Annotated in this window: 21 protein-coding genes, 3 tRNA genes and 1 rRNA gene; 16 read left to right on the forward strand and 9 right to left on the reverse strand. The window is 20.3% G+C overall.

All coding sequences use genetic code 11. The annotated features are described in order from the left end of the window. Positions 1-31: 31 nt before the first annotated feature. Entirely contained in the window at positions 32-1,426 is a 1,395-nt protein-coding gene (locus RJD44_RS00785) for a Do family serine endopeptidase (protein ID WP_343190088.1), read from the forward strand. A 54-nt stretch (positions 1,427-1,480) separates the two neighbouring features. Here RJD44_RS00785 and dapD read toward each other — a convergent pair whose 3' ends face one another. Continuing rightward, on the reverse strand, positions 1,481-2,302 hold the full coding sequence (gene dapD, locus RJD44_RS00790) for a 2,3,4,5-tetrahydropyridine-2,6-dicarboxylate N-succinyltransferase (RefSeq protein WP_343190089.1): 822 nt from the start codon (positions 2,300-2,302) through the stop codon (positions 1,481-1,483). A gap of 68 nt (positions 2,303-2,370) precedes the next feature. Then, positions 2,371-3,159 (reverse strand): type I methionyl aminopeptidase, encoded by a 789-nt coding sequence (gene map, locus RJD44_RS00795; RefSeq protein WP_343190090.1) that lies wholly within the window; start codon positions 3,157-3,159, stop codon positions 2,371-2,373. Positions 3,160-3,274: 115 nt separating this feature from the next. Between map and rpsB the strand changes: the two genes are divergently transcribed. The 5 genes from rpsB to dnaE all read left to right on the forward strand — a co-directional run bounded on the left by rpsB (position 3,275) and on the right by dnaE (position 9,674). Beyond that, on the forward strand, positions 3,275-3,973 hold the full coding sequence (gene rpsB / locus RJD44_RS00800; RefSeq protein ID WP_343190091.1) for a 30S ribosomal protein S2: 699 nt from the start codon (positions 3,275-3,277) through the stop codon (positions 3,971-3,973). A 61-nt stretch (positions 3,974-4,034) separates the two neighbouring features. Beyond that, a complete protein-coding gene (gene tsf / locus RJD44_RS00805) occupies positions 4,035-4,865 on the forward strand; it encodes a translation elongation factor Ts (protein WP_343190092.1) in 831 nt (276 codons plus the stop codon). Positions 4,866-5,026: 161 nt separating this feature from the next. Continuing rightward, complete coding sequence (locus RJD44_RS00810; protein ID WP_343190093.1) at positions 5,027-5,584, forward strand: ribosome recycling factor; 558 nt, start codon at positions 5,027-5,029, stop codon at positions 5,582-5,584. Between the two features lie 178 nt (positions 5,585-5,762). Continuing rightward, a complete protein-coding gene (locus RJD44_RS00815; RefSeq protein ID WP_343190094.1) occupies positions 5,763-6,161 on the forward strand; it encodes a hypothetical protein in 399 nt (132 codons plus the stop codon). Between the two features lie 33 nt (positions 6,162-6,194). After that, positions 6,195-9,674 (forward strand): DNA polymerase III subunit alpha, encoded by a 3,480-nt coding sequence (dnaE, locus tag RJD44_RS00820; RefSeq protein ID WP_343190095.1) that lies wholly within the window; start codon positions 6,195-6,197, stop codon positions 9,672-9,674. A gap of 4 nt (positions 9,675-9,678) precedes the next feature. Here the strand turns inward: dnaE and RJD44_RS00825 are convergent, their stop codons facing one another. Further along, positions 9,679-11,247 (reverse strand): aminoacyl--tRNA ligase-related protein, encoded by a 1,569-nt coding sequence (locus RJD44_RS00825; protein ID WP_343190096.1) that lies wholly within the window; start codon positions 11,245-11,247, stop codon positions 9,679-9,681. A 140-nt stretch (positions 11,248-11,387) separates the two neighbouring features. Between RJD44_RS00825 and RJD44_RS00830 the strand changes: the two genes are divergently transcribed. Next, positions 11,388-12,494: an EscU/YscU/HrcU family type III secretion system export apparatus switch protein gene (locus RJD44_RS00830; RefSeq protein ID WP_343190097.1), complete on the forward strand. Its 1,107-nt coding sequence runs from the start codon at positions 11,388-11,390 to the stop codon at positions 12,492-12,494. A gap of 35 nt (positions 12,495-12,529) precedes the next feature. Continuing rightward, positions 12,530-14,623, forward strand: a complete 2,094-nt coding sequence (locus RJD44_RS00835) for a flagellar biosynthesis protein FlhA (protein ID WP_428994203.1) — start codon at positions 12,530-12,532, stop codon at positions 14,621-14,623. A gap of 49 nt (positions 14,624-14,672) precedes the next feature. Here the strand turns inward: RJD44_RS00835 and argS are convergent, their stop codons facing one another. Further along, positions 14,673-16,403 (reverse strand): arginine--tRNA ligase, encoded by a 1,731-nt coding sequence (gene argS / locus RJD44_RS00840; RefSeq protein ID WP_343190098.1) that lies wholly within the window; start codon positions 16,401-16,403, stop codon positions 14,673-14,675. Positions 16,404-16,669: 266 nt separating this feature from the next. Between argS and RJD44_RS00845 the strand changes: the two genes are divergently transcribed. From RJD44_RS00845 to RJD44_RS00855, 3 genes are all read left to right on the forward strand, one after another. Further along, positions 16,670-18,241, forward strand: a 16S ribosomal RNA gene (locus tag RJD44_RS00845). Positions 18,242-18,327: 86 nt separating this feature from the next. After that, positions 18,328-18,402 (forward strand) — tRNA-Ile (locus RJD44_RS00850). 25 nt (positions 18,403-18,427) lie between these two features. Further along, positions 18,428-18,500, forward strand: a tRNA-Ala gene (locus RJD44_RS00855). Between the two features lies 1 nt (position 18,501). Here RJD44_RS00855 and rnhA read toward each other — a convergent pair. Next, positions 18,502-18,966, reverse strand: a complete 465-nt coding sequence (rnhA, locus tag RJD44_RS00860; protein ID WP_343190119.1) for a ribonuclease HI — start codon at positions 18,964-18,966, stop codon at positions 18,502-18,504. Between the two features lie 34 nt (positions 18,967-19,000). Between rnhA and dnaQ the strand changes: the two genes are divergently transcribed. The 5 genes from dnaQ to tadA all read left to right on the forward strand — a co-directional run bounded on the left by dnaQ (position 19,001) and on the right by tadA (position 21,551). Beyond that, on the forward strand, positions 19,001-19,699 hold the full coding sequence (dnaQ, locus tag RJD44_RS00865; RefSeq protein ID WP_343190099.1) for a DNA polymerase III subunit epsilon: 699 nt from the start codon (positions 19,001-19,003) through the stop codon (positions 19,697-19,699). 64 nt (positions 19,700-19,763) lie between these two features. Next, positions 19,764-19,837, forward strand: a tRNA-Asp gene (locus tag RJD44_RS00870). 138 nt (positions 19,838-19,975) lie between these two features. Further along, positions 19,976-20,518 carry a nucleotide exchange factor GrpE gene (locus tag RJD44_RS00875; protein ID WP_343190100.1) on the forward strand — a complete coding sequence of 181 codons (543 nt, stop codon included), beginning with the start codon at positions 19,976-19,978 and terminating at the stop codon, positions 20,516-20,518. Between the two features lie 86 nt (positions 20,519-20,604). Then, positions 20,605-21,069, forward strand: a complete 465-nt coding sequence (gene smpB / locus RJD44_RS00880; RefSeq protein ID WP_343190101.1) for an SsrA-binding protein SmpB — start codon at positions 20,605-20,607, stop codon at positions 21,067-21,069. Between the two features lie 41 nt (positions 21,070-21,110). Further along, complete coding sequence (gene tadA, locus RJD44_RS00885) at positions 21,111-21,551, forward strand: tRNA adenosine(34) deaminase TadA (protein ID WP_343190102.1); 441 nt, start codon at positions 21,111-21,113, stop codon at positions 21,549-21,551. A gap of 41 nt (positions 21,552-21,592) precedes the next feature. On the opposite strand, the gene acpS is transcribed toward tadA, so the two are convergent. From acpS to lepB, 4 genes are all read right to left on the reverse strand, one after another. Next, positions 21,593-21,973 carry a holo-ACP synthase gene (gene acpS, locus RJD44_RS00890; protein WP_343190103.1) on the reverse strand — a complete coding sequence of 127 codons (381 nt, stop codon included), beginning with the start codon at positions 21,971-21,973 and terminating at the stop codon, positions 21,593-21,595. Between the two features lie 50 nt (positions 21,974-22,023). Continuing rightward, positions 22,024-22,851 carry a GTPase Era gene (gene era / locus RJD44_RS00895; RefSeq protein WP_343190104.1) on the reverse strand — a complete coding sequence of 276 codons (828 nt, stop codon included), beginning with the start codon at positions 22,849-22,851 and terminating at the stop codon, positions 22,024-22,026. A 13-nt stretch (positions 22,852-22,864) separates the two neighbouring features. Then, positions 22,865-23,545, reverse strand: coding sequence for a ribonuclease III (gene rnc, locus RJD44_RS00900; RefSeq protein ID WP_343190105.1), 681 nt, complete (start codon positions 23,543-23,545; stop codon positions 22,865-22,867). A gap of 81 nt (positions 23,546-23,626) precedes the next feature. Next, entirely contained in the window at positions 23,627-24,337 is a 711-nt protein-coding gene (lepB, locus tag RJD44_RS00905) for a signal peptidase I (RefSeq protein WP_343190106.1), read from the reverse strand. Positions 24,338-24,428: the final 91 nt, after the last annotated feature.

Raw genomic sequence — 24,428 nt, forward strand, 5'->3', positions numbered from 1 at the left:
AATGTTTTTAATATTTTTCGTGAGACAATTTATGTATAATTTTTTTAGAAATTTAAAGTTTTATATTAATGTTATTTTTTTTAGTGTTTTATTTATTTTTTCAAATTGTACTAGTTTAGTAGAAGCTAGTAGTTTTAACTTTTGCAAAGAAAATTTACCAAGTTTATCAAATACTATTGATAAGGTAATATCTTCTGTAGTTAGTATAGATGCTGAAGGGTTTAAAAATCTTGATAAAAAAGATAATAATGAAATGTATGAAGATAATTTTGTAGAAACTTATAAAAATAAGCATGATAAAAAATTAGAAAATAGATATTTTAGCTCATTAGGTTCTGGAATTATAATAGATTCTAAAAATGGATATGTAGTTACCAATAGTCATGTAATAAGTAATTCTTATAAAATAAACGTTAAATTAAATGATGGTAGAATATTTAATGCAAAAGTAATTGGAGTGGATGATAGTTCTGATATAGCGTTAATAAAATTGATAAAAGCAAAAAATTTAGTATCAATAAAATTTTGTGATTCTGATAAAGTTAGAGTTGGAGATTATGCAATAGCAATTGGAAATCCTTATGGTTTAGGTAACACTGCAACTTATGGGATTGTATCAGCAATTGGCAGAAATGGATTAAATATAGAAAATTATGAAAATTTTATTCAAACTGATGCTTCAATTAATCGAGGTAGTTCAGGGGGAGCTTTAGTAAATTTAAACGGTGAATTAATTGGTTTAAATACTGCAATTTTATCTCCTGGAGGAGGCAATATAGGAATAGGTTTTTCAATACCTTCTAATATGGTAAAAAATTTAATAAAGCAAATAGAAAAATATGGAAAAGTTCAGAATAGAGAATTAGGAATAATAGGAATTGAAATAAATCAAGAAATATCAAATGCTATGAATTTAAATATAAATACAGGAATTTTTGTTAGTGAAGTAATATCAGATTCTGTAGCTGAAAAATGTGGTATGTCTCCTGGAGACATAATAATTTCTATGAACCATAAAAGAATAAAAAATTTTCTTTCTTTTAAGGCAGAAATTTATTCTTTTCCTTTAGATAAAAATATAGAACTAGATATAATAAGAGACGGTCAAATAAAACATTTATTTATTAAAATGAGTAGTTTTGAAAATTTTATTAGAAATGATGTTAATACATATAAAAAAATACCAGGATTAATAATTTCTATGATTAAGAAAAATGGAAATAATATTATAAAAGTTAATTATGTAAAATTTAATAGTTATGCATATAAATTAGGATTTAGAAAAAATGATATAATAATAAATATCAATAAAAATAATATATATAGTTTAAAAGAATTAGACAATTTTGTATCTAAAAAAAATATTTTATTAATTTTTTATATAAAAAGAGCAAATAGTAATATATATTTATTTATGAAATTATAAATGTTCTTTTGTTCTTCCGATAAAATATTTGTCAGAAGAACAAAAAATATATTTTTAAAAATTTCTTAAAATATCATTTATTTTTGTTTTTTTTAATGTTTCAGAATCTACTGTTTTTACTATAACAGCACAATATAAACTATGTGTTTTATCTTTTGATTGAATAGATCCAGGAACTACTACAGATCCAGACGGTATTTTTCCATAAGTTATTTTACCAGTATTTCTATTATATATTTTAGTACTTTGACCAATATATACGCCCATAGAAATTACTGATCCTTTTTCAACTATTATTCCTTCAACTATTTCTGATCTTGCTCCTATAAAACAATTATCTTCTATAATAGTTGGGTTTGATTGTAATGGCTCTAGAACTCCTCCTATTCCTACTCCTCCAGATATATGTACATTATTTCCAATTTGTGCACAAGAACCAATTGTAGACCATGTATCTATCATTGTATTTTTTCCGACATATGCGCCTATATTTATATAACATGGCATAAGAACACTTTTTTTGTTTATAAATGATCCATATCTTACAGTAGCTTGAGGAACTATTCTAACTTTTTCTTTTTCAAATTGTTCATCATGATAATCTGTGTATTTTAATTTTATCTTATCATAATATGTTGTTTCTAAACTGTGTATTATTTTATTTTTTGATAATATAAATTTTAATAATATTGCTTTTTTTATCCATGTATTAGTTTTCCATGATGTTTCATGTTTTTCTGATACTCTAATTTCACCATTATCTAACATTTTTATAACTTTATTTACAGAATTTATTAATTCTTTGTTTTTTTCTTTTAAATTTATATTTTGTCTTTTTTCAAATGCATTTTTTATTATTTCTTTTATTTTTTGCATATTTTCTCTTTTTTTTTGAAAAAATTGTATTTTAATAAATATATTAATTTTTAATATTATAACATTTTTTATTTCTTATTCATTAATATTTTGTTTATATTTTCTTCTTTTCTAATTGTTAATATTTTACATCCATATTTTGTTACTAAAATGGTATGCTCATATTGAGCTGAGTAACTTTTATCTTTTGTTTTAACTGTCCACCCATCTTTACAACAATATACTTCTTTTTTTCCAAAATTTATCATAGGCTCTATAGTAAATGTCATTCCTTCTTTTAAAATTGTTATTTGACTATTATTTTTATAATGTAATATTTGTGGGTCTTCATGAAATTTTTTTCCTATTCCATGACCGCAGTAATCTTCTACTATAGAAAAATTTTTTTTAAATATATATTTTTGTATATTTTTTCCTATTTTTGAAATTTTTATTCCAGGTTTTATAAGTCTTATAGCTATATATAAACTTTTTTTTGTTGATTTACATAAATCTTTGTATTTTTTTTTTACATCACCTATAATAAACATTTTTGAAGAATCACCATGATATCCATTTTTTATTACAGATATATCTACATTGACTATATCTCCATTTTTTATTTTTTCTTTATTTGGTATTCCATGACATACTACATTATTTATAGATATACAAGTTGATTTTGGAAATCCTTTATATCCTAAACATGCAGGTATAGCTTTTTGTTTGTGTATAATATAATCATGACATATTTTGTCTATTTCTTGAGTTGTAATTCCTGGATGCATATAATTTTTTATCATTTCTAACACTTCTGCTGTTAATTTTCCAGCAATTTTCATTTTTTCTATTTCTTCTTTAGTTTTTATTTTTACCATTTTTTTTTATTATTTTTTATTTTTTTAAAAATTTGTTTTAATTTATAATATAGTATAAAAAGTATTTAAAAAATTAATATATTTTTTTATTAAAATTTTTAGGAAATTATGTTTTATGAAAATTATATCTATGAAAGATATGTTGAAAGCTGGGGTACATTTTGGTCATCAAACTAGACATTGGAATCCAAAAATGAAACCATTTATATTTGGTTCTCAAAACAAAATACATATAATAAATTTAGAAAAAACTATGCCATTATTAAACAATGCTATTTTAGAATTAAAAAGAATGTGTAAAAAAGGAAATAAAATATTATTTGTTGGAACTAAAAAAGTAGCATCTAAAATAGTAAAAGACACTGCTATTTATTGCAAACAATTTTATGTTAATAAAAAATGGCTTGGTGGAATGTTAACAAATTGGAAAACAGTTAGACAATCTATAAAAAGATTAAAAGATTTAGAATTAGAATCTTTAGATGGCACTTTTGAAAAACTTACAAAGAAAGAAGTTTTGTTAAAAATGAGAAAGTTAAACAAATTAGAAAACAGTTTAGGTGGAATTAAAAACATGGGTGGTCTTCCTGATGCTTTGTTTGTTATAGATGCTAATTATGAAAAAATTGCTATTTCTGAAGCTAAGAATTTAGGAATAATAGTATTTTCTATAGTAGATACTAATTCTAATCCTGACAAAATAGATTTTATAATTCCAGGAAATGATGATTCTGTAAGATCTGTAGAATTGTATCTAAATGTTATTAAAAAAGCTATATCTATTGAAGAACATAAAGTTATAAAAAAAATTTAATTTTTTTATTAACATAAAAATATTTGAAATATTATATTTAATATAATTTTAGGAAAATTTTATGAAAAATATTTCTTACAATATAATTAAAAAACTAAGAAAACAAACTGGAGTTGGAATTTTAGATTGTAAAAAAGAAATAATTTATACAAATGGAAACATAAAAAAAGCAATTTTTAATTTGAGAAAAAAAGGAATTATAAAATCAGAAGAAAAGAAAATAAAAAAAACTTATAATGGTATTATATTGTCTGGGAAAAAAGGAAATTTTTGTGTGCTTTTAGAAATAAAATGTCAAACAGATTTTGTTTCTAAAAGTAAAGATTTTTATCAATTTGGAAATAATATAATAAAATATTCTACAAAAAATTTTTGTAAAAATTTTAATTTTATAAAAAAACATTTTGAAGAAGACAGAATTGAGTTATTAAATAGAGTAAATGAAAATATTACAATAAATAGATATAAGTATTTTATTGGAAAAAATATTTATAATTATGTTCATTGTAATAGAATAGGAGTAATAATATTAGCAGAAAACTTAAATAATTCTAATTCTAATTCTAATTCTAATGATTATGTTAATGAAGATGTTTTAAAAAAAATTTCTATGCATATAATAGCAAAAAATCCAAAATATTTAAATTTTGATAGTATTCCAAAAGATGTTTTTAAAAAAGAAAAAGAAATTCAATCAGAATTAACAAAAAAATTAAAAAAACCAAATAAGTTTTTTAATAAAATAGTAAAAGGAAAAATTAAAAAAAGTTTTTCTAACATAGTTTTAATGACACAAAATTTTGTTATTGATGAAAAAAAGACTATAGAACAATTTTCTTTAGAAAATAATATAATAATAAAAAATTTTGTTAGATTTGAAATTGGAGAATGATAAAAATTTTTTAAATTTATGTTAAAGAAGCTGTTTTTTTATACAGCTTCTATATATTTTTGTTTTTTGTATGAAAAAATATTTTAAGTTTTATTTTTATTTTAAAAAAAGATATAATATATATATTTATAATAATTTTTATGTTTTTTTGAGGTTTTGCTTTGATAAATTATGCTAAAGATTATTCTATAAAAAAGATGAAAAAATGTTTTAATATTTTTTTAAAAAAAATTGATTCTATAAGAGTTGGATCTGCTAATGTTATGCTATTGTCAAATATTTCTTTAATATATTATGGTAAAAAAGTTTTATTAAATAAAATTTCTAGAATTACAGTATATAATACAAAAACTTTGAGAATTAGTGCGTTTGATAAATCAATTAATAATATTATTATACAGTCTATTTTAAAATCTAATATTGATGTCAATCCTTATACAAAAGATAATGATGTTTTTGTAACAGTTCCTTTAATAACATCTGAAAAAAGAACTAAATTTATAAAATTGATTTATAAAGAAGGTGAAATAGCTAAAGTTAATATTAGAATTGTAAGAAGAGATGTTAACACAAAATTTAATAATATGTATTTAAAAAAAAACATTGATAAAGATAGTAAATATAAAATAGAAAAGATTGTTCAAAATGTAACAAATGATTTTATAACAAAAATTGATAAAACATTATATTTAAAAGAAAATTATTTAAAAAATAATTAAATAATATTAAAATATAAAATTTTTTAAAATACATTTTTTATCAAAAAATTATTTTGTTTAATTATTATTTTGGAAAAGATAATTATTAATAAAAATTAATGTATTATAACTTTAACATATTTTTTATTATACTATGAAAAAAGAAAAAATAATAAATTATAAAAAGTTATTAACTTATATGCCATATAAAAGCCCATTTTTATTGGTAGATGGAGTTATTTATTTAAAAAAACATATTTTTATAAAATCTTTTAAAAAAATAAAAAAAAATGATTTTTTTTTAAGAAGACATTTTATAAATAATTATGCTTATCCAGGTGTATTAATGTTAGAAATTTTTCATCAAACTTCATTAATATTGTTATACGAAAGCAAAAAGTTTAATTATAAAAATAAAATGTTTTATTTAGCAAAAATAAATTTTGCTAAATTTTTTTTTCCTGTTAGTTATAAAGATTGTATAATATGTAATGTTACGATGTTTAGAAAAGTTTTAAACTCATATATATTTCATGGAAAAATTATTGTAAATAAGAAAGTTGCATGTTTATCAAGTTTTATATGTATTTTAAAATAAATTTTTTATATTTGATTTTAAATAGAGATTTTTATGAAAAGTTTTAAATTTGTACATTTGAATATAAGATCAGATTATTCTATTGTAGATGGTTTAAATAAACCAAAGGAATTATTGAAAAAAGCTTTTGATTTTAATATGACTGCTTTAGGTATTAATGATTTCGGAAATATGTTTGGAATGATAAAATTTTATAATTTTGCACATTATTATGGTATAAAACCAATTTTAGGTGTTAGCTTAAAAATAAAGTTTTTAAAGAAATATATAAAAATTATTTTATTTGCAAAAAACATTTCTGGTTATAATAACTTAGTTTTAATATCTTCAAAAATTCAAAAAAATAATTTATTAAAAAAAAAAGATTTGAATTATATTGATTGCAGTTATTTAAAAAAAAATAATGAAGGTTTATTGTTAATAATAAATTTTGATATTTTTTATGAATTATATAATTGTTTAGGAGAAAATAATTTTTATACTTTAAAAAAATATTTAGATTTTTGTAAAAAGTATTTCTATGATTCTTTTTATTTAGAAATTGTTAGAATAAAAAAATTAGATGAAGAATTTTTTATAAATAAGTTGTTAAAAATTTCTTATTTTTATAATGTTCCAGTAGTTGCTACCAATAAAGTATGTTTTATTAATAAAAATGATTTTAAAATTCATAATATAAGAGTTTGTATAAATAAAGGAATATCTTTATATAAAACTAAAGATAATCATGATTATACTAAACAACAATATTTTAAATCTGAAAATGATATGTTAGATTTGTTTTCAGATATGCCTGATGTCATTAAAAATAGTGTGGAAATATCAAAAAGATGTAATGTTATTTTTTCTTCAAAAAAATATTTTTTACCAAAATTTTTAAAAAAAAATATTTCTTCTGAAAAATTTTTAATACAAAAATCATGCTCTGGAATAAAAAAAAGATTACATAAAATTTATTTAAACAAAAAAATAAGTATTAAAGTTTTAAGAAAATATTACAAAAGATTGTCATATGAAATAAAAATTATAAATAAAATGGGTTTTCCTGGATATTTTTTAATTGTTATGGAATTTATATTATGGGCTAAAAAAAAAAATATTCCTGTAGGGCCGGGAAGAGGCTCAGGAGCTGGATCTTTAGTAGCATATGCATTATTTATCACAGAAATTAATCCAATGGATTTTGATTTACTTTTTGAAAGATTTTTAAATCCAGAAAGATTATCTATGCCAGATTTTGATATAGATTTTTGTATGGAAAAAAGAGATATAGTAATTTCACACATTTCTAAAATATATGGAAAAGATCATGTTTCTCAAATAATTACTTTTGGTACTATGTCTGCAAAATCTGTTATTAGAGATGTAGGTAGAGTTTTAGGATATCCATATGGATTTATAAATTATATTTCTAAATTAATTCCTATAGATTTCGGTATTACTATTAAAAAAGCTTTTAGAAATCAAACAGATTTAAAAAAATTATATGAAAAAGATAAAGATGTTAAAGTTTTAGTAAATTTTTCTAAAAAATTAGAAGGAGTAGTTAAAAATGTAGGTAAACATTCTGGAGGTATAATAATATCTCCAACTAAAATAATTAATCATGTTCCTTTATATTTTGATAATGATTGTAAAAATTCTATAACTCAATTTGATAAAAATGATTTAGAAAATATTGGTTTGATAAAATTTGATTTGTTAGGATTAAGAACATTGACTGTAATAGAAAATACTTTGTTAATGATACAAAAACATAATGTAAAAAATTGTAAAAAAATAGATATTAATAGTATTAATATATCAGATAAAAAAGTTTTTACAATATTTAAAAATGCTAATACAATAGCTATATTTCAATTAGAATCTAGAGGCATGCAAAATTTGATTAGAAAAATAAATCCAGATTCTTTTGAAGATATAATTGCTTTAGTAGCTTTGTTTAGACCTGGTCCATTACAATCTGGTATGGTAAAAAATTTTATTGATAGAAAAAAAGGTTTAGAAAAAATATATTATCCTGATAAAAATTGGCAAGATCTTTCTTTAAAACCTATATTAAAATCTACTTATGGAATAATATTATATCAAGAACAGGTCATGCAAATAGCTCAATTGTTAGCAGGATATACTTTAGGCAATGCAGACATTTTTAGAAGAGCTATTTCAAAGAAAGACCCAAAAGAAATGAAGAAACAAAGAAAATTTTTTCAAGATGGTGCAACAAAACAAGGTATAAGTAAAATTTTTTCTTCTAAAATTTTTGATTTGTTAGAAAAGTTTGCTGGATATGGTTTTAATAAATCACATTCTACTGCATATGCTATGATAACATATCAAACTATGTGGTTAAAAACATATTACCCTTCTGAATTTATGTCTTCAGTTATGAATGTAGAAATAGATAAAATAAATAGGTTAATAGTTCTTATAGATGAGTGTAGAAGAATGAAAATTAGAATTTTTTCACCTAATATAAATTCTAGTTATTATAAATTTTATGTGAAAAAAAATTGTATAATTTATGCATTAGGTGCTATTAAAGGTATAGGAATTTCTTCTATAAAAACTATTGTAGACGAAAGAAAAAAAAATGGTATTTTTACTGATATATTAAATTTATGTATACGAACTGCTGGTAAAAAAATTACTTTTGGTATATTAGAAAAATTAGTTTTTGCAGGCGCTTTTGATTGTTTTAAACTAGATAGAAATGTTTTAAGAGAATCTTTAAAAAGTATTATTAAATTGTCTATACAATATTTGAAAAATAAAGAATTTATATATAACAATTTGTTTAGTGATGTTTATAAAGATTATTTTAAAATAATAAAGTTTAAAGAAAAAAATTGTTTGTTATGTACAGAAGAAAAAAAAATTAATAATGAATATTTATCTTTAGGGTTTTATTTAAATTCTCATCCTATTTTTAAATATTTAAGCGAATTAAAAAAATATAAAAAAATAGTTAGAATAAAAAATTTACATTATAAAAAATATTTAAAAAAATTTGTTTTAATTTTTGGAATAGTACATTCTGTTAGAAAAATTATTTCTAAAAATAATCATGAGATAATATCTTTTGTTTTAGATGATTGTTTTAATAAAATAGAAATAGTAGTTTTTCATAATTTAAAAAATAAATATAAACGTTTAATAAAATATAAAAAAATTATTTTAGTGCAAGGAAAAGTTGTTTTTGATAATTTTATAAATAAAATTAGAATCATAGCATGTAAAATAGAGAATATGGAAATTTTAAGAAATAAATATTTAAAAAAAATTTTAATTTTTTTAGATGTGAAAATTATAAAAAAAATTGTTGAAAAAAAAATATTTGATATTATAGATAAATATAATTATGGACAATTAGAATTAAACATATATAAAAATAATTTTGAAAATTATAAATCATATTTTTTTATAAAAAAATTTTTAATTTTTCCTAAAAACAATTTTTTTAATCAATTAGATTTATTTTTAGGAAAAAATTTTTTTAAAGTTTTAAAATAAAAAATTATAATATTGTTTGTAATATTTTGTTTACAGATATTAATTTTTTTATGTTTAATATTCTATTTTTATATTCTACTATATTTTTTTTTATATATTTTTCACTAACTATTATTATATGTGTTATTCCTAATAAATCAGATTCAAAAAACATTTTTCCAGGAGAAATTATTCTATCTTCTATTAGAACTTCTATATTATTTTTTTTTAAAGTTTTATAAATATTTTCAGAAGTTTTATGTACTTCTAAATTTTTTTGTTTATTTATAGGTAATATAATAATTTTAAATGGAGAGATTTTTGTTGGCCATTTTATTTCATTATTATCGTGATTTTGTTCTATTATTATAGGAATTAGTCTGGTTATCCCTATTCCATAACACCCCATTTTTACAAAACAATTTTTTTTTTTCTTATTTTTTATAAAAAAATTGTTTTTTTTAGAATATTTTTCTCCAATTTGAAATATATGTGCCATTTCTATACTTTTATTTATTTCAAAATTTTTTTTTATCAACATATTTTTTTTACTGTCAGAAAAATTGTTTTCTTTATTTTTATTTATTTTTTTATATATATAAAAATTTTTTAATTTTAAGACAGACAAGTCTACTATTATTTTATGTCTTATTTTTAAAAATGTTTTTGAATCTTTTATTTGTTTTATAAATCTTTTAACATTTTTTTTTTTTTCAAATTTTATTGTATTATCATTACAATATTTTTTTATTTTATCAATTTTTAGTATTGATTTTTTTTGTATAATGGCAATAATATTTTTTTTATTTTTTTTAGATTTCATTAAAAATATTTTTACAAAATTACTTGTTTTTTGATTTTTTGATGAAAAATTATTTTTTAATATATTTTTAACAATAATTTTTTTAGAAATTTTATAATTTTCTATTGTTAAAATATAATTTTCTCCATTTTTTGATTTTGAATGAAATTCATGTGATACTTTCCCTCCCATTTTTTTTGATTTTGTTTTTACTATATAAAATTTTATGTTTAAATGATTAAAAATTTTTATATATGCATTATACATTTTAAAATATACTTTCTTCAAAGATTTATTTTCTGTATGAAATGAATATGCATCTTTCATAATAAACTCTTTACATCTAATAATTCCTGCTTTAGGTCTTATTTCATCTCTATATTTCGTATTAATTTGATATAATATTATTGGGAACTTTTTATATGATTTTATTTCTTTATATAGTATATATGTTATAATTTCTTCATTAGTTGGAGCTAATATAAAAAATTTTTTTTTTCTATCTATAATTTTAAACAGTTCATTTCCAAAAATTTTTTTTCTTCCGCTGTTTTCCCATAAAAATGATGGTTGTAAAATTGGAATTAACATTTCTATAGCATGTTGCTTTTCCATTTCTATTTTAATTATTTTTTTTATTTTATCTATTATTCTAATTCCCAAAGGTAAGAAAACATATATTCCTGAAGATATTTTTTTTATCAGTCTTGATTTTATAATTAGATTATTTGTATCAATGTCATTTGTATATTTTTTTTTATTTGTAAAAAGTAAATATTTACTAGTTCTCATATATTTTCCTAAAATATTTTTATTTGCAAAAATGTTTTATATAAAAATTTTATCTATATTTTAAAACATTTTGATTATATAATATTTTTATATTTATATTATATAATTTTTATATTTTATTAAAAAACTTTAGGTATTTTATGTCTGAAAATGATAATGATGAAGATAAGACTGAAGACCCTTCTGAACATAAATTAGAAAAAGCAAAGAATCTTGGTAAAAGAATAGATTCTAAAGAATTAACTTTTTTATTGTTTTTATGTATTAATTTTTGTATTTTCTATATATTTAGAATAAATATTTGTTCAAATTTAATAATTTTTTTTAAAAATAGTTTTAAATTTGATTTTTATTTATTAAATAAAAATATTTTTATATATTATAAAGCTGTTATAGAAGAAAATTTTTTATTTATTTTATTTTTTTTATTTGTACCTATTTTAACAAGTTTTTTAATACCATTTTTTTTTGGAAGAATAAGATTTAATATAAATAATATTAAGGTTAATTTTAATAAATTAAATATATTTTATGGAATAAAAAAAATTTTTTCTTCTAATATATTTGTAGAATTATTTAAAACATTAATGAAAATTTTTTTTATATCTTTAATATTTTATTTTTTTATAAAAAAAAAATTATTTGAAATATTGAATATTTATTCAGTAGATGATGTGAATATAAATATTTTTTATTTTTTATATATTTTTATATTTTTTTCTATTATAGGAATTTTTTCTTTTGTTCCAATATCTATAATTGACTTTTTTTTAGAATATAATAAATATTATAAGAATTTAAAAATGTCAAAAAATGAAGTTTTAGAAGAATTTAAAAAAATAGAAGGAAATCCAAATATTAGAAGTATAATAAAGAAAAAAAGAAAAGAACAAATTAATATTTTAAAAAATACTAACATTTCTACATCCAATGCTATTTTAATAGATTCTTCAAATAGTTTTTGTGTAGCAATAAAATATGATAAAAATACTATGCATGCTCCTAAAGTATTAAGAAAAAGTACTAATAAAGAAATATTAAATATAAAAAAAATTGCATATTCTAAAATGATACCAATTCTTGAAAATTCAAAATTAACAATGGAGTTATATAAATATTGTGATTCAGGAAAATATGTACCTGAAAGATTATATTTCTCAGTTGCTGAAATTATAAATTGGTCACAGAAAATGAAAAAGTGGATGTTATTTGGTGGTATAAAACCTACGTTTAACAAAAAATTTTGATAAAAACATTATAATAATTTAGAGATTATAAAAATATGATACCAAATTTTTCAATTTTAAAAAATATATTAAAAGACATTAAAGCAATTAGGTGGGATTTATTTTATTCTCCTATTGTATTATTAATATTGTTATCTATGATGATACTTCCATTGCCTACTTTCTTGTTAGACATATTTTTTACTTTTAATATAGTGCTGTCTGTTATGATTTTACTATCTTCTATGTTTACAAAAAATACTATAGAATTTATATCTTTTCCTACAATATTATTGTTTTCAACTTTATTAAGGTTAGCATTAAATATTGCTTCTACTAGAGTGATATTAATTAATGGTCATATAGGACCTTCGTCTGCTGGTAATGTGATAGAATCTTTTGGTCATTTTTTAGTAGGTAATAATTTTTCTACTGGTATAGTAATATTTATAATATTAATAATAATAAATTTTATAGTTATAACGAAAGGTTCAGGAAGAATAGCTGAAGTAGGAGCTAGATTTGCTTTAGATGGAATGCCTGGAAAGCAAATGGCAATAGATGCAGATTTAAGTTCTGGTGTTATAGATGAAAAAGAAGCTATAAAGAGAAGAATACAGGTGTCTCAGGAAGCTGATTTTTATGGATCTATGGATGGTGCAAATAAATTCGTTAGAGGAGATGCTATAGCTGGCATATTAATTATGTTTGTAAATATAATAGGAGGAATATTAGTAGGAATAATACAACATAATATGAATTTTTATCTAGCTGTTAAAACTTATTCTTTATTAACAATAGGGGATGGACTAGTAGCTCAAATTCCATCTTTATTAATATCCACTTCTGCTGGTGTTATGGTAACTAGAATAAGTAATAATAAAAACGTTAGTGAACAAATTATTAGTCAATTGTTTAATAATTTTAAAATATTTTTTTTTAGTAGTATTGTGTTATTAATTTTTGGTGTAATACCAGGTATGCCTCATATAATTTTTTTATTTGCTTCATTTTTATTATTATTTTTTGGTATAATATTATATTTTAAACATTATAAAAATAATATTTTTGATATAAAGGAAAAAAACAATTTTAAAAATAAAGTAGAAGCAGCTTCTTGGAAAGATGTAATCATGGAGGATACTATAAAAATAGAATTAGGGCAAGATATACATTTTTCTTTAAATAAAATAATTAAACACGATTTAATTAATAAAATACAAATGATTAGAAAAAGCTTTGCTAATAAAATTGGATTTTTACCTGCTGAAGTTGTTATAAAAAATAATTTTTTATTTAAAAAATCAGAATATAAAATTTTTATAAAAGGAATTGAAGTATATAGAGGTGAACTTTTTTATAATTTAAAAATGATAATTCATAATAATCAAAATATAAAAATTTCATTTCCATATGTAACTAGTTGTATAGAGCCTGTATATGGAATGAAAGCATTTTGGATAAATAAAAAATATGAATTTGATGCAAAAAATATGAATTTTACAATAGTAGATGCAAATTCTGTTTTGGTTGCTAACTTAAATAATATTTTAAAACAAAATTTAGACGAATTATTTGGATATTATGAAACTCAAAAATTATTAGAACATGTTAATATTAATATTCCAAAATTAGTTGATGAATTTATTCCTAATGTAATTAATTTGTCTACATTTAATCAAATACTAAAAAATTTGTTATATGAAAAAGTATATATAAGAGATATTAAAACTATATTAGAAACTTTGATACACAATTCTTCAATTACAAAAGATCCTAATGAATTAACTAGTATAGTTAGAATTTCTTTAGGTAAATTTATTTGTCAACAAATTTTTAAAAATAGAACTACTGTAAAAATAATAACTTTAGATAATAAGTTGGAAAATATATTATTAAAATTTTGCACAAATGGTAAAAAGAATTTGTTTGAACCAGATCTTGCTAATAATATTTTGATTCAAACAAAATTAGCTATGGAACATCAAAATAATATAAATGGATTTTTTGTGTTAGTTGTAAATCATTCTTTAAGATTTATTTTATCAAAATTTTTAAGACAAAAATTTACTATGTTACATGTATTATCTTTTTTAGAAATACCAAATAAATTAATTATAAAATCTACGAGTATTATAGGAAAAATGTAAAAATTTTATTTATGAATATATAAAAATATAAAATTTATAAATTTTTTTTTTATATTTTTTTTATAGTTTTTATTCCTAATAAATTTAATCCTGTTTTTATTATTTTGGAAATTATAAATATTAATTTTATTCTGCTATTTCTTATATTTATATTTTTTTCATATAAAATAAAATATTTTTCATAAAATTTAGAAAAATATGAAGTTAATTTATATAAATAGTTACATAATATATTAGGATAACCATTTTTATATATTTCACATATTGTTTCTTCAAATTGTAAAATTTTTATAGATATTTTTCTTTCTTCTGAATTTGTTATAATAATTTTTTCTTTTATTTTTTTTATATTAATATTATTATTTTTAATAATTGATATTATTCTGGAATATGCATATTGTATATATATTGAAGTATTTCCATTTAGTCTTAATATTTTTTTCCAATCAAAAATATAATTTTTTTTTCTATTTTTAGATAATTCAAAATATTTTATTGCTCCTATTCCTATTATTTTTGAAGTTTTATTTAATTTTTTTTTATTAATATATTTATTTTTTTTTAAGATTATCGTTTTTGATTTTTCTATTGATTTATTTATTAAATGTTGTAAAGAAATTGTTTTTCCTTTTCTAGTCATAAATGGTTTCTTATTTTTTTTTAATATTGTTCCAAATGCATGATGTTTTATAGATAAGTTCTTGGATATATATTTTGCCATTTTTGATATTTCTAAAATTTGTTCGAGATATCTTTTTTGTCTATTGTCTATATAATAAATTATTTTATCTGCTTTTATAACTTGTGATCTGTATTTCATACATGCAATATCTATTGTAGAATATAAAAATGTTTTATCTTCATTTTGTATTATTACACCCATTTTTTTTCCAAATTTGTTTTTAAATTTATTTAAATATACTATTATTTTTCCTTTATATATGTGTGCGATTTTTTTTTTTTTCAAATCAAATATTATTTTATTTAACATATTTTTGTAAAAACTTTCTCCTTTTGTATGGTTTGATTTTAATGTAACATTTAAATTTTTATATATTTTGTAGTTTTCTAACAATGTTAATTGTACTATTCTTTTCCAAATTGAAATATATTTTTTATTATTTTTATACATTTTTATTAAAGTGTGTTTAGATTTTTTTTTAAATATTTTATTTTTGTCAAACATTTTTTTGGATTTTACATAAAAATTTTCTAAATTTTTTAATTTCATATTTTTTGTAATATTTATTTTTTTTTCTAATATGTATGTTATCAACATCCCATATTGATGACCCCAATCCCCAATATGATTTTCTCTAATTACATTATGTCCTAAAAATTCCATTATTCTTACCATAGAATCTCCTATTATAGTAGATCGTAAATGACCTACATGCATATTTTTAGCTATGTTTGGTGAAGAATAATCTACAACAATTTTTTTTTTTTTTTTTTTAAATATTTTTATTTTTTTTTGTAAAAACATTTTTTCCATTTGTTTTTCAATAAATTTTAAATTTATAAAAAAGTTTATAAAACATGGTTTTGAAATTGTAATTTTTTCTATAATTTTATTTTTTACAATGTTTTTTATAATTGCTTTTGCAAATTTTTTAGGATTTTTTTTTAATTTTGTAGCTATTTTAATAATACCATTTGCCTGATAATCTGAATTTTGTTTTTTAGATGATCTTCTTATTATAGGATCATAGTTTTTTTTGATCCCATTCAATTTTAAAGATTTCATAACGATTTTCATTATAATTTTTTTAATTTTCATATTTTTATTTTTTAAATGTATTTATATTTTTTTTATATAAATTAGATATTTTTTATATATTATATCAAATTTTTTTTATTTTTTTTTAATAAAAAATTTTTATAAAAAAAAATAGAATAAAACATTGACAAAATTACGAAAAAAATATAATCTTATTAAAGTAAATTATTAAATGTTCTTTAAAAAAATATTAGAAAATTTGTGTGGGTACGTCTTTAATTAAGAAAATATATTTATTTTAGTTTTATTTAAGAAACAAGTTTTTATAATTGAAGAGTTTGATCATGGCTCAGATTGAACGCTGGCGGCAAGCCTAACACATGCAAGTCGAGCGGCAGCGAAAAAAGTTTTTATAATTTTTGTCGGCGAGCGGCAAACGGGTGAGTAATATCTGGGTATCTACTTAAAAGAGGGGGATAACCACTAGAAATGGTGGCTAATACCGCATAATGTTTTAGAACTAAAGTATGGGATCTTTTGAAAAAAAGACCATACACTTTTAAATGAGCCCAGACGAGATTAGCTTGATGGTGTGGTAATGGCATACCATGGCTATGATCTCTAGCTGGTCTGAGAGGACAAACAGCCACACTGGAACTGAGACACGGTCCAGACTCCTACGGGAGGCAGCAGTGGGGAATATTGCACAATGGGCGCAAGCCTGATGCAGCTATGCCGCGTGTATGAAGAAGGCCTTTGGGTTGTAAAGTACTTTCGTTAGGGAAGAAAAGCAAAAAATTAATAATTTTTTGCCTTGACGTTACTTAAAGAAGAAGCACCGGCTAACTCCGTGCCAGCAGCCGCGGTAATACGGAGGGTGCTAGCGTTAATCAGAATTACTGGGCGTAAAGAGCACGTAGGTTGTTTATTAAGTCAGATGTGAAATACCTAAGCTTAACTTAGGAACTGCATTTGAAACTAATAGACTTTTAGAGTATCGTAGAGGGAGGTAGAATTCTAGGTGTAGCGGTGAAATGCGTAGATATCTAGAGGAATACCTGTGGCGAAAGCGACCTCCTGGACGAATACTGACACTGAGGTGCGAAAGCGTGGGGAGCAAACAGGATTAGATACCCTGGTAGTCCACGCTGTAAACGATGTCGACTTGGAGGTTGTATCTTATAGATGTGACTTCCGAAGCTAACGCGATAAGTCGACCGCCTGGGGAGTACGGTCGCAAGGCTAAAACTCAAATGAATTGACGGGGGCCCGCACAAGCGGTGGAGCATGTGGTTTAATTCGATGCAACGCGAAAAACCTTACCTGGTCTTGACATCCATAGAATTTTTTAGAGATAAAAAAGTGCCTTTTTTAGGAACTGTGAGACAGGTGCTGCATGGCTGTCGTCAGCTCGTGTTGTGAAATGTTGGGTTAAGTCCCGCAACGAGCGCAACCCCTATCTTCTGTTGCCATCAGGTTATGCTGGGAACTCAGGAGAGACTGCCGGTTATAAACCGGAGGAAGGTGGGGACGACGTCAAGTCATCATGGCCCTTACGACCAGGGCTACACACGTGCTACAATGGTATATACAAAGAGATGCAAATTTGCGAAAATAAGCTAACCTCATAAAATATATCGTAGTCCGGACTGGAGTCTGCAACTCGACTCCACGAAGTCGGAATCGCTAGTAATCGTGAATCAGAATGTCACGGTGAATACGTTCCCGGGCCTTGTACACACCGCCCGTCACACCATGGGAGTGAATTGCAAAAGAAGCAGGTTTGCTTAACCTTTTGTTTTATTTTTAGGATGGCGCTTACCACTTTGTGGTTCATAACTGGGGTGAAGTCGTAACAAGGTAACTGTAGGGGAACCTGCGGTTGGATCACCTCCTTACAAATAACGTTCTTAATTTTTAGAACGTGCCCACACAAATTTTCTAATTTTTATGTAATGTAATATTTATGTTCTAATACCAAAACAGGCTTGTAGCTCAGATTGGTTAGAGCACACCCCTGATAAGGGTGAGGTCGGTGGTTCAAATCCACTCAGGCCTATATATCCGCATATATATTTTTTTATGGGGCTATAGCTCAGCTGGGAGAGCGCCTGCTTTGCACGCAGGAGGTCAGCGGTTCGATCCCGCTTAGCTCCAATTATTTTTTTATATATTTATAATCTACAAAGTTTGGATCTTTTGCAGCTGATTTAGCAAGTTTATCACATATTTCATTTTCATAATTTCCAGAATGTCCTCTTATCCATACACAATTTATTTTATGTTTTTTTTTTATTTTATTTAATTTTTTCCATAAATCTAAATTTTTTATTTTTTTTCTTTTAATTGTTTTCCATTTTTTTTTTTTCCATTTTTCTATCCATATAGATATACCTAATTTTAAATATTTACTATCTGTAATTATTTTTACTTTACAACTTTTTTTTAAAAGTTTTAGTCCTTCTATAGCTGCCATTAATTCCATTCTGTTATTTGTAGTTAGATAAAATCCTTTTTTAAATATTTTTTTATAATTTTTATATTTTAAAAATACTCCTAATCCTCCAGGACCAGGATTTTTTATACAAGATCCATCTACATAGATTTTTACTAATTTCATAATATATTCCTAGCAAATATTTTAGAGATAATTTTATATGAAAGAATTTAAAAGAAAAGTAGTTTTAGATACAGAAACTACAGGAATAAATTCTATTTTAAAAAAAAATTTAAATAGACATAGAATAATTGAAATAGGAGCAGTAGAAATAATAGATAGAAAATTAACCAAAAAAAAATTTCATTGTTATTTAAATCCAAATAGAAAAATAGAAAATACAGCTTTTAAAATACATGGAATTTCAAATGAATTTTTATTGGATAAACCTATTTTTTCTGATATAGTGGAAAGTTTTATAGATTTTATAAAAAATTCTGACTTGATAATTCATAATGCATCTTTTGATATAAAATTTTTAGAATATGAATTATCAATTATAAATCATAATGTTAATAAGATTAGTCAAATTTGTAATATAGTAGATACATTGACATTAGCAAGAAATTTGTATCCTGGTAAAAAAAATACTTTAGATGCTTTATGTAAAAGATATAAAATAAAAAATTTTAAAAGAAATTTTCATAGCGCTATATTAGACGCAAAAATATTATCTGAATTATATATTAGAATGACAAGAAAGCAAAATACTATAAATTTTTTTGAAAATAAAAAAGAAAATAAAAATTTGTATATAAATAAAAAAAAGTTTTTAAAAAATATATTAAAATTAGCAAATAAAGAAGAAAAATTATTTCATAAAAAGTATTTGAATATAATTAAAAAAAATTTTTTTTAGATATTTTTTAAAAAAAGTTGATTTATTTATTTATATAAAATATACTATTTAAAAAAATAAAATTGGTGCGATAGTTCAGTTGGTTAGAATATCGGCTTGTCACGCCGAGGGTCACGGGTTCAAATCCCGTTCGCACCGTGATTTTATAGTTTTTTAATTATTAAAGTTAATAATTTTTTTATAAAAATAAATATTATACTTTATTATTTATAAATAAATAATACATTTTTTGTAATAAACATATTTTTATTATAAATAAAATATTTAGGCATTTGAATGAAAGAAAAATCTAAGTTGTATGTAAAAAATAAAATAGAAACATTAAAATTAGAAAATAAGAAATTATTGTTAAAATATAATAAAATTTTAAAAAAAATAAAAAATTTAAATAAAGAAATATTAATAAAAAAAAATTTTTCTAAAGAAAATTTAAAAAAAAATATAATAAAATTAAATAAAGAATTAGAAAATGGATATAAATATTCATTAAGAAATATTTTTATAGAATTATTTGATGTCGTAGATAGTATAGAAAAAGCTATTGAACTAAAAACAAATGTAAAAGATTTATGTATTTTAAATTTTTTAAGAAAATTAGAACATGTATTAAAAAATTTTATTAAAATATTTAAAGAATTCAAAATATATGCAATCAAAGATGTTAATGTAAAATTTGATCCAAATGTTCATCAAGCAATATCTATTTTTTATAACAAAAAATTTAAAAATAATTATATAATAAATATAGTACAAAAAGGATATATTTTATATAAAAAACTTTTAAGACCAGCCATGGTAATTGTAAATAAAAAAAGTTAAAAAAAATTTTTATAAAATAAATATTTATATATTTATATATTATTTTTTATTTTTTAAGAAATTTAATTTTTAAAAATTAAAATAATATGAAAAAAAAAAAAAAATTTTTAATAAATAAAAAAATAACTCATAGTTTTAAAATTATAAAAACTATTAATGCTGGATTAGTTTTAAAAGGATGGGAAATTAAGTCAATAAGAAAAAAAAATATAAATATTTCAAATAGTTATATTTCTATTATTAAAAATAATGTTTATCTAATAAATGCTAATATAAGTTTTTTAAACAATTTTACTAAAAATGAAAATATTAAAACATTTAGAAAAATAAAACTCTTATTAACAAAAAGAGAAATTTTGTATTTATCAAATAAGATTGGTAAAGAAAGAATAACAATAGTACCAATATATTTTTTTTGGAAAAAATTTTTATGCAAAGTTAAAATTGGTTTAGCAAAAGGAATAAAAAAATATGATAAAAGAAATTTAAAAAGAAAAAAGGAATGGCAAACTAAAAAATTAAGAATTTTAAAAAATATAAATAAACATTAATATTTTTATTTTCAAAAAAAATATTTTTTAGGTAAAATATTGTGAAAAGTATAGATAAATATTGGATGAAAAAAGCATTAATTTTAGCTAAAACAGCAAATAGTAAAAATGAAGTACCAGTTGGAGCAGTGTTGATATATAACAACAAAATTATTTCTAAAGGATATAATATATCTGTTAAGAAAAATGACCCCACAGCTCATGCAGAAATAATAACATTAAGAAAAGGTGGATATTTTTTAAAAAATTATAGATTATTACAAACTACTTTATATGTGACATTACAACCTTGTTTAATGTGTTTTGGAGCAATTTTAAATAGTAGAATTTATAAATTAGTTTATGGTGTTAATTCAAACTATTATAAAAAAAGATTTTTTAATAAATTGTTTATAAATAAAAAAATAAAAATAAAAAATAATATTTTTAAAGAAAAATGCAAACATATAATACAACAATTTTTTAAAAAAAAAAGAAAATAATTCTATTTTATATAGGAATTATTTTCTTTTTTTTTTAAAAATTAATTTTCTAATATTACTAGAGCACAAAAATATTTTTTTTCATAACTTATACTAACATATTTTTTTCTTACTTTCATATTTTTGGAAAATATTAAAACATTTTTTAAAAATCTTATTTTAGGTTTACCTAATTTATTATTATATATTTCTATATTTTTAAAAGATATTTTTTTTCTAATTCCAGTACCTAAAGCTTTTGAGCAAGCTTCTTTTAAAGAAAATATTTTAGTTAAAAATTTTATTTTATTTTTTAAAAATAAATATTTCTTAAATTCTAATTTAGATAAAATTCTTTCCGCAAATTTATTTTTAAAACAATTGTAAACTTTTTTTATTCTATTTATTTCAACTATATCAATACCTATTCCTATGATACTCATAATATAATTTGTATAAAAAAATTTTAATTTTTAAATTATATATTAAAAAATTAAATGGATTTTATTATAATATTAATATGTATTTTTTTATTAAAAATTTTTTCTAAGTCTTTTTTAGCTTTAAAACAACATTTTTTTATAATATTTCCATTTTTTCCAATAATAATTTTTTTATATCTAACATTCTTTGGTATTATAAACAATTTAATATATAATTTTTCATGAAATATTTTTTTTATAAATTGTACTTTTATATTAATATTATATGGTATTTCATCTCTTAAATTATACATAAACTTTTCTCTAAAGATTTCTGAAACAATGAATTCTTTAGTATTATAAGTTATAAAATCTTTTTTAAAAATATGTTTTCTACAAGGTAATTTTGCTTCTATAATTTTTTTTACTTTTTCAGAATAAATATTTTTTTTAGAAGAAATTGGTATTATTTCTGAAAAATTATATTTTTTAAATTTTTTTTTTAAAAATGGTAATAGTATATTTTTATTTTTTATTTTGTCTATTTTATTAATTAATAAAATTATCGGAATTTTATTTTTATTTGCAATTTTTGAAATTTTAGAATCTTCTTTTTTCCATATATTTCTATCTATAATTAAAATTATTATGTCTATATATAAATTTTTATCAAATATTTTTAATTTGTTATATTTATAATATTTATTATTAAATCCAGGAGTATCAATAAAAATTGATTGATAGTTTATATTATTATTAACTCCTAATATATATTTTGTTGTAGTATTTTTTCTATTAGATACTATTGATAATTTATTACCAATTAATTTATTAAATAAAGTAGATTTTCCTACATTAGTTCTTCCAGAAATCAAAATTGTTCCACAAAAATTTTTCATAATTTTTATATTATTATTCTATCCCTAATTTTAATAAAGCTCTTTTCGCTGCATCTTGTTCTGCTTTTCTTCTACTTGATCCTATACCAACTATATGATTTTTTACTCCACAAATTTTGCATCTTATAGTAAACAATTGGCTGTGAGCCTCTCCATATACTTGAATAATGAAATATATAGGCAAAGGTAAATGTTTAGATTGTAAAAATTCTTGTAATCTAGTTTTCGGATCTTTTTTAGTATCTTCAGGATTTATATATTTTAATCTATTATCATACCATTTTAAAATTAATTTTTCAGTTATATTTATATTACTATCTAAAAAAATACTTCCTATTAAAGCTTCTACAGTGTTTGCTAATATAGATTCTCTCCTGAACCCCCCACTTTTTAATTCTCCTTGTCCTAATTTTAAATATTCTCCTAAATCAAATTTATGAGCTATTTTAGCTAAAGTATTTCCTCTGACTAATGTAGCTCTCATTCTACTCATATCTCCTTCATTGACTGAAGGAAAATACTTATATAATGCATTTGCTATTATAAAACTTAAAATAGAATCTCCTAAAAATTCTAATCTTTCGTTATGTTTATTACTAGCGCTTCTGTGAGTTAATGCTTGCTTTAATAATTCTGTTTTATTAAATACATAACCTAATGTTTTTTGTATTTTTTGTATTTCTATAAAATTCATATTTTACCAATTTATACATTAATGTAATATATATATTTTTTTTAAAATTTATTTTTATTTTAAAAATTATTTAAAATATTTTTAAAAAGTAGTGCCTATTCTATTAAACATTATGTTGCAAAAATAATTTTTTTTCGTATTTGTTATATTCATCCAAATCATACGTACTTTTCCAATAACATTTTTCTCTGGAACAAAACCCCAAAATCTACTATCTAAACTATTTTTTAAATTGTCTCCTAATACAAAATAGTTATTTTTTGGCACACATAGTATATACATAAAATTTTTTTTATTTTTTGAAAATTTTTTATATAATAAAATTTTTTTATTAAAACATAAATTTTCAAAAACATGTTTAATATATTTTTTTTCATTAATATTATTTTTTATAATTTTATAAAATAATATTTTTGTTATATGTTTTTTATTTTTATTTAAATATTTTCTGTATATAAAAATTTTATTATTAATAGAATTGTATTTTATTATGTCTCCTGGTATTGCTGCTATTCTTTTTACAAAAAAAATTTTTTTATTTCTAGGATATCTAAAAATAATTATGTCGCCATGTTTTGGTTGTTTATAATTTAATATGTTTATATTAAATATAGGATCCTTTATACCATAACAAAATTTTTCTACTATTATAAAGTCACCATCTATTAATGTAGGAAACATAGAACTAGATCTAATTTTAAAAGACTCATAAAAAAATGATTTTACTATAAAAATTACTAAAAATGTATAAAAAAATGAACTAATAAATTTGTTAATATTATTATTTCTCATAAAAAAATAATTTTTTTTACATAAACAAAAATTATATTTGTCACATATCCAAAAAATAAACGTAACCAATGTTAAAAACATAATAATATTT

It is taken from the genome of Buchnera aphidicola (Astegopteryx bambusae) (assembly GCF_039365365.1).
GTDB lineage: Bacteria > Pseudomonadota > Gammaproteobacteria > Enterobacterales > Enterobacteriaceae > Buchnera_G > Buchnera_G aphidicola_B.

What these genes read in the sequence shown, in the direction of transcription:
- RJD44_RS00785 (WP_343190088.1), top strand. Translation starts at nt 32, where the DNA reads ATGTATAATTTTTTTAGAAATTTAAAGTTTTATATTAATGTTATTTTT.
- dapD (WP_343190089.1), bottom strand. Translation starts at nt 2,302, where the DNA reads ATGCAAAAAATAAAAGAAATAATAAAAAATGCATTTGAAAAAAGACAA.
- map (WP_343190090.1), bottom strand. Translation starts at nt 3,159, where the DNA reads ATGGTAAAAATAAAAACTAAAGAAGAAATAGAAAAAATGAAAATTGCT.
- rpsB (WP_343190091.1), top strand. Translation starts at nt 3,275, where the DNA reads ATGAAAATTATATCTATGAAAGATATGTTGAAAGCTGGGGTACATTTT.
- tsf (WP_343190092.1), top strand. Translation starts at nt 4,035, where the DNA reads ATGAAAAATATTTCTTACAATATAATTAAAAAACTAAGAAAACAAACT.
- RJD44_RS00815 (WP_343190094.1), top strand. Translation starts at nt 5,763, where the DNA reads ATGCCATATAAAAGCCCATTTTTATTGGTAGATGGAGTTATTTATTTA.
- dnaE (WP_343190095.1), top strand. Translation starts at nt 6,195, where the DNA reads ATGAAAAGTTTTAAATTTGTACATTTGAATATAAGATCAGATTATTCT.
- RJD44_RS00825 (WP_343190096.1), bottom strand. Translation starts at nt 11,247, where the DNA reads ATGAGAACTAGTAAATATTTACTTTTTACAAATAAAAAAAAATATACA.
- RJD44_RS00830 (WP_343190097.1), top strand. Translation starts at nt 11,388, where the DNA reads ATGTCTGAAAATGATAATGATGAAGATAAGACTGAAGACCCTTCTGAA.
- RJD44_RS00835 (WP_428994203.1), top strand. Translation starts at nt 12,530, where the DNA reads ATGATACCAAATTTTTCAATTTTAAAAAATATATTAAAAGACATTAAA.
- argS (WP_343190098.1), bottom strand. Translation starts at nt 16,403, where the DNA reads ATGAAAATTAAAAAAATTATAATGAAAATCGTTATGAAATCTTTAAAA.
- dnaQ (WP_343190099.1), top strand. Translation starts at nt 19,001, where the DNA reads ATGAAAGAATTTAAAAGAAAAGTAGTTTTAGATACAGAAACTACAGGA.
- RJD44_RS00875 (WP_343190100.1), top strand. Translation starts at nt 19,976, where the DNA reads ATGAAAGAAAAATCTAAGTTGTATGTAAAAAATAAAATAGAAACATTA.
- smpB (WP_343190101.1), top strand. Translation starts at nt 20,605, where the DNA reads ATGAAAAAAAAAAAAAAATTTTTAATAAATAAAAAAATAACTCATAGT.
- acpS (WP_343190103.1), bottom strand. Translation starts at nt 21,973, where the DNA reads ATGAGTATCATAGGAATAGGTATTGATATAGTTGAAATAAATAGAATA.
- era (WP_343190104.1), bottom strand. Translation starts at nt 22,851, where the DNA reads ATGAAAAATTTTTGTGGAACAATTTTGATTTCTGGAAGAACTAATGTA.
- rnc (WP_343190105.1), bottom strand. Translation starts at nt 23,545, where the DNA reads ATGAATTTTATAGAAATACAAAAAATACAAAAAACATTAGGTTATGTA.
- lepB (WP_343190106.1), bottom strand. Translation starts at nt 24,337, where the DNA reads ATGAGAAATAATAATATTAACAAATTTATTAGTTCATTTTTTTATACA.